The 11,489-nt window shown below is 62.7% G+C and carries 11 protein-coding genes, 1 tRNA gene and 1 pseudogene; 5 read left to right on the forward strand and 8 right to left on the reverse strand.

Annotated elements, in window-relative coordinates; genetic code table 11:
• Positions 1–7: 7 nt before the first annotated feature.
• The 3 genes from FZX09_RS05990 to rpaB are packed head-to-tail and all read right to left on the reverse strand — an operon-like array spanning position 8 to position 3,101.
• Positions 8–997, reverse strand: a complete 990-nt coding sequence (locus FZX09_RS05990; RefSeq protein ID WP_226401134.1) for a beta-ketoacyl-ACP synthase III — start codon at positions 995–997, stop codon at positions 8–10.
• Positions 998–1,054: 57 nt separating this feature from the next.
• Positions 1,055–2,374, reverse strand: coding sequence for a phosphate acyltransferase PlsX (plsX, locus tag FZX09_RS05995; protein WP_226401064.1), 1,320 nt, complete (start codon positions 2,372–2,374; stop codon positions 1,055–1,057).
• Positions 2,355–3,101, reverse strand: coding sequence for a response regulator transcription factor RpaB (gene rpaB / locus FZX09_RS06000; RefSeq protein ID WP_226401136.1), 747 nt, complete (start codon positions 3,099–3,101; stop codon positions 2,355–2,357). The genes plsX and rpaB overlap by 20 nt, the downstream gene beginning before the upstream one ends.
• 90 nt (positions 3,102–3,191) lie before the next feature.
• Between rpaB and radA the strand changes: the two genes are divergently transcribed.
• The gene (gene radA, locus FZX09_RS06005; RefSeq protein WP_226401067.1) at positions 3,192–4,589 is read left to right on the forward strand and encodes a DNA repair protein RadA; all 1,398 of its coding nucleotides are present in this window, start codon (positions 3,192–3,194) and stop codon (positions 4,587–4,589) included.
• 1 nt (position 4,590) lies between these two features.
• Here radA and FZX09_RS06010 read toward each other — a convergent pair whose 3' ends face one another.
• Entirely contained in the window at positions 4,591–5,112 is a 522-nt protein-coding gene (locus tag FZX09_RS06010; protein ID WP_226401069.1) for a photosystem I assembly protein Ycf3, read from the reverse strand.
• An 85-nt stretch (positions 5,113–5,197) separates the two neighbouring features.
• Between FZX09_RS06010 and FZX09_RS06015 the strand changes: the two genes are divergently transcribed.
• Genes FZX09_RS06015 through holB form a run of 3 tightly spaced genes read left to right on the forward strand, consistent with a single transcriptional unit; the run spans position 5,198 to position 9,089 of the window.
• Positions 5,198–7,522: a heavy metal translocating P-type ATPase gene (locus FZX09_RS06015; protein WP_226401072.1), complete on the forward strand. Its 2,325-nt coding sequence runs from the start codon at positions 5,198–5,200 to the stop codon at positions 7,520–7,522.
• Complete coding sequence (gene tmk, locus FZX09_RS06020; protein WP_226401074.1) at positions 7,519–8,148, forward strand: dTMP kinase; 630 nt, start codon at positions 7,519–7,521, stop codon at positions 8,146–8,148. Before FZX09_RS06015 ends, tmk begins: the two co-directional genes overlap by 4 nt.
• Positions 8,145–9,089, forward strand: a complete 945-nt coding sequence (gene holB / locus FZX09_RS06025) for a DNA polymerase III subunit delta' (protein ID WP_226401076.1) — start codon at positions 8,145–8,147, stop codon at positions 9,087–9,089. The genes tmk and holB overlap by 4 nt, the downstream gene beginning before the upstream one ends.
• A gap of 16 nt (positions 9,090–9,105) precedes the next feature.
• On the opposite strand, the gene FZX09_RS06030 is transcribed toward holB, so the two are convergent.
• The 4 genes from FZX09_RS06030 to FZX09_RS06045 form a co-directional block, all read right to left on the reverse strand.
• The gene (locus FZX09_RS06030; protein ID WP_226401078.1) at positions 9,106–9,894 is read right to left on the reverse strand and encodes a response regulator transcription factor; all 789 of its coding nucleotides are present in this window, start codon (positions 9,892–9,894) and stop codon (positions 9,106–9,108) included.
• A 279-nt stretch (positions 9,895–10,173) separates the two neighbouring features.
• A tRNA-Asn gene (locus FZX09_RS06035) sits at positions 10,174–10,245 on the reverse strand.
• Positions 10,246–10,261: 16 nt separating this feature from the next.
• Positions 10,262–10,951: an ABC transporter ATP-binding protein gene (locus FZX09_RS06040; protein ID WP_226401080.1), complete on the reverse strand. Its 690-nt coding sequence runs from the start codon at positions 10,949–10,951 to the stop codon at positions 10,262–10,264.
• A complete protein-coding gene (locus FZX09_RS06045) occupies positions 10,941–11,204 on the reverse strand; it encodes a hypothetical protein (protein ID WP_226401146.1) in 264 nt (87 codons plus the stop codon). Before FZX09_RS06045 ends, FZX09_RS06040 begins: the two co-directional genes overlap by 11 nt.
• 163 nt (positions 11,205–11,367) lie before the next feature.
• On the opposite strand from FZX09_RS06045, the pseudogene FZX09_RS06050 reads away from it, so the two are divergent.
• A pseudogene (locus FZX09_RS06050) lies at positions 11,368–11,489 on the forward strand (photosystem II D2 protein (photosystem q(a) protein)); the annotation flags it as partial.

Genomic DNA, 11,489 nt, shown 5'->3' on the forward strand with positions numbered 1-11,489 from the left:
CCGGAGATTAGGCGGGCCCGCTCCAACGGAAGAGGGCTGCCCCCCAGCTCAATCCCGCACCGAATCCACTGCTGGCGATGCGGTGGCCGGGTTGGATGCGTCCATCGCGCACGGCTTCATCCAGCATTAAGGGGATGGTGGCTGCTGAGGTGTTGCCGTAGTGGGCCAGGTTGCTGAGGACTTTTTCGGAGGGCACCGAGAAGCGATCCGCCACCGCATCAAGGATGCGCTGGTTGGCCTGATGCAGCAGCAGCCAATCCAGGGAATCTGCAGCGACACCACCCTGCTCAAGCAGCTTTTCGAGAATCGCTGGCACCTCGCGCACAGCGAATTTGTAAACCTCCTGCCCATTCATCTGAATGGGATCGAAGCCGCCGCACTGATGGCTGGCGTCCCCTACCAGGGGCTGGCGCTGGCTTACCTGGGGGAGCTGGAGCACCTCGCCGCGGCTGCCATCGGAGCGCAACAGGAATCCATCGAGATCGTCCTGGCCGTTCTCTGAAGCCTCCAGCACCACAGCACCGGCTGCATCACCGAACAGAACACAGGAGCGTCGATCGTCCCAGTTCACCCAGCGGCTGAGCTGATCGGCCCCCACCACGAGGATGCGGCGCATCGCCCCACTGCGCAGGTACTGGGCGGCGGTGACAACGGCGAAGAGAAAGCCGCTGCAGGCAGCGGTGAGATCGAAGGCCGCGGCATTGGTGGCGCCGAGGCGAGCCTGCAGTCGTGGCGCTGAACCGAACAGGTCGTCAGGGGTGGAGGTGGCCAACAGGATCAGATCGATGCTGTCGGCCGACCAACCGGCCATCTTCAGGGCCTTTTCCGCCGCCAGTCCGCTCAGTTCTGCAAGGGATTCGTCGCTGTTGACCACCCGTCGTGCGGCAATCCCGGTGCGACTGCGGATCCATTCGTCACTCGTCTCAACCCGCTGGCCAAGCTCGGCGTTGCTGATGGAACGGCTTGGCGTCGCGCTGCCAGACCCTCGGAACAACACCCCCCTGGTTGTGCTGAGCGGCTCGACCAAGGTGGAGGTTGATTGACGTCGCGTCAGTCAATCACAACCCTGTTGCAGCGTGGCGAGATCCTCCATCACCCCATGGCTTGCTGCGGAGTGGGCAATGCGCAGGGCACTGACCACCGAGAGGGCCTTGCTGCTGCCGTGGCCGATCACGGAAATGCCGTTAACGCCAAGCAACAGAGCACCACCGTGCTCGGCATGGTCGAGCCGCTTCTTGATGCGTTTCAGGTTGCTGCGCAGAAACGCTGATCCCACCTTGCCGCGGCGCCCTCGGGGCAACTCCGCCCGCAGCACCCCCAGCAGCACACTGCCGACGGACTCCAGGAACTTCAGCAGCACATTGCCGGTGAATCCATCGCAGACCACCACATCGAACTCGCCTGACAGCACATCACGGCCTTCGCAGTTGCCGGCGAAGTGGAGCCTGGATTCGTCCCGCAGCAATTCATGGGTCTTCAGGGAGAGCTCGTTCCCCTTGCACTCTTCCTCGCCAATATTCAGCAGCCCGATGCGTGGGCGTTTCACCTGCAGCACATCCCGGCTGTAGATGTTCCCCAGCAGGGCGAACTGGTGCAAATAGGTGGGTTTGCAGTCCATGTTGGCGCCCACATCGAGCACCAACACCGGCTGGCCTGGATCCTTGGTGGGGAATAGGGCACCGATGGCGGGTCGGTCGATGCCCTTCAGCCGTCCCAGCCGAAAAATCGCCGAGGCCATCACTGCACCGGAATTGCCGGCGGAGTACACCGCCGTGGCCTCGCCTTTCTTCACGAGGTCCATGGCCACATTGATGCTGGCGTCCCGTTTGCGCCGCACCGCCGTGGCCTCGTCATCCATGCCGATGGAGGGGCCACTGGCCACCAGGTCCAGATGTCCTGCTGCACGCGCACTCTCCAAGGCTTCGCGCAGGCCGAGGCTGTTGGCGGCGGCCATCACCCGTTCGATTTCCCCCACGAAGCGGATCTTCAGAGGCAGCCGGTCAATGGCGTCCAGGCATCCTTCCAGGATGGGTCCCGGTGCGTGGTCACCGCCCATGCCATCGACGGCCACCCAGAGACGCTCCGCATCGTTGATCTCATCGGTATCGGTTCCCCCCTGCAGCCAGCGCAGGGGATCGAACACCAGTGGTTGGAGCACGCTGCTGGCCACTGTGCCGGCTCCGGAGACAACGGTTCCCGCCACGTTGCCCGCCATCGAGCCCGCTGCCGTTGCGGAGCTGGCAGCGCCATCGACGATGGTTGTGACGGCGGCGTTGCGCCGATACCAAATCACCAGGCGACGGATCGCCCGAGGACGGTTGGTCTTGTGCCGCGGCTGAGGGGCCGGGGTGGGATCAGGAACCTTCGGAGGCAACGGAATCGACGATGCGCTGGAACAGGTAGCCGGTGCCCCGAGCCGTGAGGATCAACTCGGGATTGGCAGGATCATCCTCCAATTTGGAGCGAAGGCGAGAGATATGAACATCCACCACCCGGGTGTCCACGTGGCGCTCGGGGGTGTAACCCCAAACTTCCTTGAGGATCTCGCCGCGGTTGAACGGTTCACCGGAACGGCTCACCAGCAGTTCCAACAGGCTGAATTCCATCCCCGTTAGGCGGATGCGTTCATCGCCTCGAAACACCTGGCGTTTGTTGGTGTCGATGCGCAGGTCGCTTACCTGGATGACGCCGGAGTTGGGAATGCCCGCCACCTGCTCCTTCTCGACCCGGCGCAGCACGCAGCGGATGCGGGCTTCCAGCTCCTTCGGGCTAAAGGGCTTCACCACATAGTCATCGGCGCCGAGCTCAAGCCCGGTGATCCGGTCGGCCACGTCGCCGAGTGCCGTCAACATCACGATGGGAACGTCGGATTCCTTGCGCAACTCCTGGCAGACGCCATAGCCGTCCAGCTTTGGCATCATCACGTCCAGCACCACCAGGTCGGGCATGCAGGTGGGGAACAATTCCAGCGCCTCGGTTCCGTCGCAGGCAGTCACGACGTTGTACCCGATCATGGATAAACGGGTTTCCAGGATCCTTCGGATCGATGCCTCATCGTCGACCACGAGGATCGTTTCCTTGGTGGGAGCCGTGGCCGTCATGGGCACCGAGGCGTTAGTCACTTCTCGCCACAAATAAAAGGGCAGCCCCCTGATTCGTTCATTCAACGGCAACTTTCTTCACAGTTCGCAGTGCCCAAATCCACCGCTGTTTTCATCTGTCAGGTCTGTGGAGCCCGTGCCCGACAGTTTTTTGGACGTTGCCCGGAGTGCGGCAGCTGGAATTCGTTGGTCGAGCAATCCCAGCCTGCCGACGATGGCCGCCGCCGCCGCAGTGCCCCTGATCCGGAGGTGGCCGCTGCCCCGCGACGGTCCACGGCCATGGCCTCGCTGGAGGATCAGCCGCTGCAGCGTCTGGCGACCGGGTCGGCGGAATTTGACCGCGTCCTGGGTGGTGGTCTGGTTCCCGGTTCGCTGGTGCTCGTTGGAGGCGATCCGGGCATCGGCAAGAGCACATTGCTGCTGCAGAGCGCCTCAGCGATGGCGGCCGGTGCATCAGTGCTCTATGTGAGTGCTGAGGAATCAGCTCAGCAGGTGAAGCTGCGCTGGCAGCGGCTTGCAGGGGGAGCGTCGGAGCTGCAGTTGCTGGCCGAAACCGATCTGGAATTGGTGCTGGAGGAGCTGGAGGCACTGCGCCCCGCTGTGGCGATCATCGACAGCATTCAGGCGTTGCATGACGCCAACCTCACCAGTGCGCCGGGGTCGGTCGGTCAGGTGCGTGAATGTGCGGCCGCCCTGCAACGGCTGGCCAAACGTCAGAACATTTCTCTGCTTTTGGTGGGCCATGTCACCAAGGAAGGCATGTTGGCCGGCCCGAAGGTGTTGGAACACCTCGTGGATGCGGTGCTCACCTTTGAGGGGGATCGCTTCGCCAGTCATCGCCTGTTGCGGGCCGTCAAGAACCGATTCGGTGCCACCCATGAGTTGGGCTTGTTTGAAATGCAAAGCGGTGGCCTGGCCGAGGTGGGCAACCCCAGTGAGCTGTTCCTCAGTGATGCTCGCGCCTCCGGTGTTGCCACGATCGTGGCCTGTGAGGGCACGCGTTCATTGGTGGTGGATCTGCAGGCCTTGGTGAACGTCACCAGCTATGCCAGTCCGCGCCGCACGGCCACCGGGATCGGCACCAACCGTCTGCACCAGATCCTCGCGGTGCTGGAGAAGCACATGGGACTGCCGCTCTCCCGTTTCGACTGCTATCTCGCCGTTGCCGGTGGCCTTGAGGTGGAGGAACCGGCGGCGGATCTGGGAGTTGCTGCAGCGGTGGTGGCCAGCTTCAGAGATCTCACCCTGCCTGCGGGCACGGTGTTGATCGGCGAGCTCGGTTTGGGTGGGCAGTTGCGCCCTGTGGGTCAGCTGGAGCTTCGGCTCCAGGAAGCGGCCCGGCTGGGGTTCCAGCGTGCCGTCGTTCCCCGGGGCAGTGGCCTGGGCGATCTGGCCTCGGGTTTGGATCTGGCTCTTCTGGAGGCCGACAGCGTCACCGAGGCCCTGGTGCTGGCGCTTGGTGAGGCCGTGCAGCCCGACCAGGACTGATTCAGAAGTAAACGTCGACGTTGCTGCGGCCGGTGGACTTCAGCCAGTTCTCGATATCGAGATAACCGCCGGGATTGAGGCGCACGGCCTGGGTCCAGACGTCGGCGGCCTGGTCAAACCAGCGATCCGCTTCGTCCTGTTCACCGCCTTCCTCGGCGATGCGGCCCCGCTTCTCGTAGATCAGCCCCATGTTCTTCAGGCAGGAGGGCTGGTTCGGGTTTTCCTCGAGAGCCTTGCGGTAGGTCTCGATCGCCCGCTCCTCCTCGCCGTTGGACATGTAGATGATCGCCATGTTCTTGAGGGTTTCGCTCCGGTCGGTGGAGTTCTCCTCAAGCTTCAGGGCCTCCTCGTAGTTCTCCAGCGCTTCGGCGTAGTCACCATCGTTCTGGGCGGAGAGGCCATCGCGGTAATAGACGTAGGCCTCCTTGGATCGGGCATTGATCGGCAACAGCTTGACGATCAGGTCCGCCATCACCGTGAAGCTCTTGTCAATGAAGTTGTCGTTGCGGTTGCTGCGGGGCACGGCGCTCCGGCGGACGGACCCCCATCCTGACGGGACCGGAGCCCGACCTAGCCTGCTCGTAAAGATCCCTGTTGCGTAAACACCTGTGAGCCCTGCGGTTCAGACCGTCGTCCTGGATGTGGAAGGGATGAAATGCGGCGGTTGCGTCCGCGCTGTGGAAACCACCCTGCTGGATCAGCCCGGTGTGCAGCGCGCCGATGTGAATCTGGTGAGCCGTTCGGCCTGGCTCGATCTCACCGCCGGTGAGAGTGATGTAAGTGGTGTTCTGAAAGCCCTCGCAGACAGGGGCTTCCCAGCTAAGGAGCGCGCCTTGGATGACCCCATCGGTGCTGCTGCTGGCCAAGCGCTGCCGGGATGGTGGCAGCAATGGCGACAGTTGATGGTGGCTCTGGTGCTGCTTTTGCTGTCGGTGCTGGGGCATCTCAGCGAGGCAGGTCACCTCTCGCTTCCCCTGATTGGCAGCCTGCCTTTTCACGCCACGCTGGCAACGGTGGCTCTGCTGGGACCGGGCCGTCCGATCCTGATGGGTGGTGTTGCGGCGGCTCGAGCAGGGGCCCCCAGCATGGATTCCCTCGTGGGTCTGGGGGTGAGCAGTGCCTATGTGGCCAGCCTGGTGGCCTTGGTCTGGCCCCAGGTGGGTTGGCCCTGCTTTTTCAATGAACCGGTGATGTTGCTGGGGTTTGTCCTGCTGGGACGTTTCCTGGAGGAACGGGCCCGTTTTCGGACTGGTCAGGCCCTGCAGCAATTGGCCGAGCTCCAGCCGGACACCGCGCGTCTCCTGTTGACCGACGGGGCGATTCGTGAGGTGCGCGTCGGCGCTCTCAGGCCCGGTGAAACCGTGCAGTTGCTGGCCGGTGACCGCGTTCCGGTGGATGGGGTGGTACTCGAGGGGGCCTCGGCCGTTGATGTGTCCAGCCTTACCGGTGAGCCCTTGCCCCTACAGGCGGAGCCCGGCACTGAGTTGTCCTCCGGCAGCCTCAATTTGGAGGCAACCTTGGTGCTGAAGGTCACCCGTGTCGGTGCCGAAACCGCCCTGGCCCGGATCATTCGTTTGGTGGAGCAGGCCCAGGCCCGTCGGGCCCCTATCCAGGGCTTGGCCGATCGTGTGGCAGGCCGCTTCTGCTATGGCGTTATCGGCTTGGCCCTCGCCACGTTTTTGTTTTGGTGGTTGTTCGGTGCTGATCACTGGCCTGAGGTCCTGCAGGCTTCAGCACCTGGGATGCCAATGCCCCATGAGATGCCCCATGGGATGGACCATGGCCATGGCATGCATCACGGCGGCTTGGGCAGTGGAGCCAGCACCCCGATGGGTCTGGCCCTGCAACTGTCGATCGCGGTGCTGGTGGTCGCCTGCCCCTGTGCCCTCGGTTTGGCGACCCCTACCGTGATCACGGTGGCCACGGGCCTGGCGGCACGGCGCGGCTGGCTGTTCCGCGGTGGTGATGTGATCGAAACCGCCGCCGGTTTGGAGCATGTGGTCTTCGACAAGACCGGCACCCTCACCTTGGGTCGCCCCCTGGTGACCGATGTGTATGGGGATGACCCGGGTCAGTTGTTGCAGCTCGCGGCCAGCCTGGAGCAAAGCAGCCGACATCCCTTGGCCTACGCCCTGCTGCAGGAGGCCCAGGGCCGGGAGCTCGCTCTGCTGGAGTGCGAGGACGTTCGCACCGTGTCTGGTCAGGGCCTGGAGGGCCATGTGGACGGTGCATCGGCTCGGGTGCGTGTGGGCAAGCCCGACTGGTTGGTGGAGCAGGGTGTTGCCATCGCCCCCGCAGCCCAGGACTGGCTTGCCGCCGCTGAAGGCTCGGTAGTGGCGGTGGCTGTGGGAGATGTTCTGGTGGGCTTGGTTCAGATCGAGGATCAGATGCGCCCGGATGTTGCTCCAGCCCTGCAACGCCTGCGCTCTCACGGGCTGGCGCTTTCGGTGTTCAGCGGTGATCGGCAGGCTGCCGTTCAGCGTCTTGGTCAGCAGCTGGGCTTTGCTGCCCAGGATCTGGGCTGGCAGATGCTGCCGGAGCAGAAGCTGCAGCGCCTCGAGCAGCTGCGGCAGGAGGAGCGGGTGGCGATGGTGGGTGACGGCATCAACGATGCGCCGGCCCTGGCCGCGGCTGACCTTGGGATTGCCATTGGCACTGGAACCCAGATCGCTCAAGACTCTGCTGGTCTGGTGTTGCTCGGCGATCGGCTCGACAATCTGCCTGAAGCCCTCAGCCTGGCGCGCCGCACCCTGGTGAAGGTGCGGCAGAACCTGTTCTGGGCCTTCGGTTACAACCTCATCGTTCTTCCGGTGGCCGCAGGTGCCCTGCTCCCTAGCCATGGGGTGCTGCTGTCGCCCCCGCTGGCGGCGCTGCTGATGGCCATGAGTTCGATCACTGTGGTCCTCAATGCCCTGGCTCTTCGCTTGCCATGACAGGTCGCTTCATTGTTCTGGAGGGCATCGATGGCTGCGGCAAGACCACGCAGATCCGGCATCTGGTCGAGTGGTTGCCCAACAGCGGTCTGATGCCTAAGGGCGCTGCCCTGCTCTGCACCCGTGAGCCGGGAGGCACTCCCATGGGGCGCTCGATCCGTGAACTCCTGCTGCACACGGGAGACCAGGAGGCACCAGCTCCCACCTCTGAACTGCTGCTGTATGCCGCCGATCGGGCTCAGCATGTTGAAACGTTGATCCGTCCTGCTCTGGAGCGTGGTGATTGGGTGATCAGCGATCGTTTCGCAGGATCGACCCTCGCCTATCAAGGCTATGGCCGTGGTTTGGATCGGGACTTGATTCAGCGGCTCGAACAGATCGCCACCACGGGGCTGCAGCCCGATCTCACCCTCTGGCTGCGGCTTTCCGTTCAAGAGAGCCTGCAGCGCCGTCTCGGGGACGAGGAGGACCGAATCGAAGCTGAGGGAGCCGCATTCCTGGAGCGGGTTGCGCAGGGTTTTGCCCAGTTGGCTCAGCAGCGTTCCTGGTGTGCCGTCGCTGCAGATCAGTCCACCAGTGATGTTCGTGCTGCTCTGGAACGTCAGGTTCAGGAGCATCTGGCTTGAGCGCGCTGTTTGAGGATCTGATCGGCCAGCCCCTCGCCGTTGATCTGCTTTCGGCAGCCCTGGCTCAGGAACGCGTGGCCCCGGCCTACCTCTTTGCCGGCCCTGAAGGGGTGGGACGACAGTTGGCGGCGGTGCGCTTTCTGGAGGGACTGCTGGCCGATGGTCAGCCCTCGGCCCGGGAACGCCGACGCCTGCTGGAGCGCAATCACCCCGACCTGCTTTGGGTCGAACCCACCTATCAGCATCAGGGCCGTTTGCTGACCCGCGCCGAAGCCGAGGAAGCGGGGCTCAGCCGCCGCACCCCGCCCCAGTTGCGGTTGGAGCAGATTCGCGACATTGGCCGCTGTCTGGCCCGGCAGCCGGTGGAGGCGAAGCGCGGCATGGTCGTGATTGAGGCCGCCGAGGCGATGGCGGAAGCGGCGGCCAATGCCCTACTGAAAACGCTGGAGGAACCCGGCCATGGGGTGCTGATTTTGTTGACGTCAGCCCCCGAGCGGCTGCTCAGCACGATTCGCTCCCGGTGTCAGTTGATCCGTTTCCTCCGGCTCAACCCCGAGGCTATGGCTCAGGTGCTCGAGCGCACCGGTTCCACAGCTCAGGATGCCCCCGAACTTTTGGCCCTGGCCGCCGGGTCTCCAGGCGCTCTGATCGACCATCGACGCAGTCTGGCTGGTCTGCCTGAAGGGTTGGTTCAGCGCCTTGATTCGCTTCCCGACACTCCGATGGAGGCGCTGACGTTGGCACGCGATCTCAGCGAAGCCCTCGACGGTGAGCAGCAGCTGTGGTTGATCGGCTGGTGGCAGCACCGGCTCTGGCGCTCCGGTAGTTCCGCCGTCATGCTCAAGCGCTTAGACACCCTGCGTGGGCAGCTGCTTTCATTTGTTCAGCCTCGATTGGCCTGGGAGGTGGCTCTGCTCGATCTCACCCCATCCCTTCTATAGACAACCCGAGTGGTGATCAGGCGGATGCCCGGTCAGCTTGTTGCTTGCGTTCCTCGCGGGCCATGGCGACCACGTCCTCAAGGCCATCCATTTGGGCACTGGTGGGCAGCTCCAGGCAATAGCCAGCTCCATACACAGTCTTGATGAACCGTGGCTTGCGCGGATCGGGTTCCAGCTTGGTTCGCAAGTGTCTGACGTGCACGCGAATTGTCTCGATATCGTCGTCGGGTTCGTAGCCCCACACCTCTTTGAGGATCAATGAGGGGGCCACGGTCTGACCGTGACGCTGCAGCAGGCAATGGAGTAGTTCGAACTCCAGATGTGTGAGCCGCACCGGTTGATCGAACCAGATGGCTTCAAATCTTTCGGGCACCAGGGTTAGCGGCCCGTAGCTGAGGATTTCGTTGTGATTGGTGGATCCAACGGGCGCTCTGTCACTGCGACGAAGCAGGGCTTTGACCCTCACCTGAAGCTCTTCCAGGTCGAAGGGTTTGGTCAGGTAATCGTCGGCTCCGGAATTGAAACCGCTCACCTTGTCTTTGGTGCCGCCGAGAGCCGTGAGCATCAGGATTGGAATCCCTGCTGTACGGTCGTCTCTCCTTAGGCGCTGACACAGGGTTAGGCCGTCCACTTTCGGCAGCATCAGATCAAGCAGGATCAGGTCCGGGGTGTATTGGAGAGCAAGGGCCTGACCTTTGATGCCATCGTCGGCCCGCTGCACATCGAAACCGCTGTGCTCCAAATGGCCGCCAACCAGGTCGCGCATGTCCTGGTCATCTTCGATTAGCAGGATGCATGGCTTCATCGGTTCGGCGGCAATTCGGCTGGAGAAATAAAGAGCGCTGTCTGTGGGGATTAACGCTGGACGGATTCTCTCAAGCTTTTCAAGTGTCTGCAGATTTCCAATGAAGAGCTCTATGTGGGCTTGGTTGTCGCAGATCGCTTGCAGGAAAAGGGATCTGGCGCTTTTTCCCAGTTATCTTTCGCCAGTGGCTGTTTAGGAAGTCTTCCGCTTCGGGCAATCCCCCGTCACGAATTTTTTTTTCGTCAATAAAAAAGCCACAGCTTCAGCTGTGGCTTCAAGCTCCCCGGGCGGGATTCGAACCTGCGACCAATCGATTAACAGTCGACCGCTCTACCGCTGAGCTACCGAGGAATGAGACCCGAAGACCTTACCCCTCGAATGTGCCGCCCTGCAAGCGCCTTCGCAGTTCTGCTCCCCGGGTCCATGCTCCAATCCGACCGTCTTGCATGCGGGCAGCGCCGTCGGCGAACGCCAATTCCCCGAGCCTGTGGGTGATCCACAGCGCTGTGACCGGGTTGACGGGGTCTTTGCAAAGCCGTTGCACGGTGTTCAGCACCGTGGTTTGGCTGCTGGGATCCAACAGAGCGGTCGGTTCATCGAGCAGCAATAGCCCGGCGTCACTCGCGAGGGCTCCGGCAATGGCCAGGCGTTGTTTCTGGCCGCCGCTGAGGCTGTGAATCGGTCGGTTCTCCAGTTGGGCGAGGCCGAATTGGCTCAGTAGGTCGCGCACGGTGCTCTGGCGATGCTGTTGTGGCCCTTGAGAGTCCATACCCAGCATCAGATCGCTGCCGCAACTGGGGAGCAACAGCTGATGGTCTGGGTTTTGAAATACCAGGGCCGTTTTGGTGCGGCAGGCGATGCGTCCGCTTTGGGACTCAAGAAGTCCGGAAATCAGGCGGAACAGGGTGCTCTTGCCGCTTCCATTGCTTCCCACCAGCATCCAAAGGCCTGGTCCAGGGATGACCAGGTTGCAGTGATTGAGGGCCTGTTGGCCGTTCGGCCAACGGTGGCTGACGTCCTCAACGCTTAGTTCGGCGGTCGAGGTGTCAGGAAACAAGAGAAAAGCCGGGACGCTTGCTGCCACCCGACGCCGAAGCTTTTTCATAAAGCTGAACGGCGAGAACCTCACTGACCAGCAGCGTCACTTTCTTGCCTTCCACTTTCTCGCAGGTGAGCTCCAGCAGCCGCGGTTGACCGTTCTCTAGGGCCTGACGGATCTGCTGATACAGCGCATCTGCATCTGCCTGCTCCTTGCGCTGAACAGACACCGGGACAGGACTCATGCGCAGGGCCAGTTCGATGACGTACACAGCTTTGGGAAGAATCGATGCGTCATCTTCGCGGAGGGACCGGAATCCCGTCGGTTCAAAAATGCGCATTTCTACTCATCCCGTCGAAATGGGTGTGGGGAGCCGCCCCATTTCTGTGATCAACCCCTAGGCTCTGCCATGTAACGGATCATGAAGCACTCTCATGACGATCGCTGTAGGACGCGCGCCACAGCGGGGATGGTTTGACGTCCTCGATGACTGGCTCAAGCGCGACCGCTTCGTTTTTGTCGGCTGGTCCGGCATCCTTCTTCTCCCAACGGCCTA

Source organism: Synechococcus sp. MU1643, assembly GCF_020514095.1.
Lineage (GTDB): Bacteria > Cyanobacteriota > Cyanobacteriia > PCC-6307 > Cyanobiaceae > Parasynechococcus.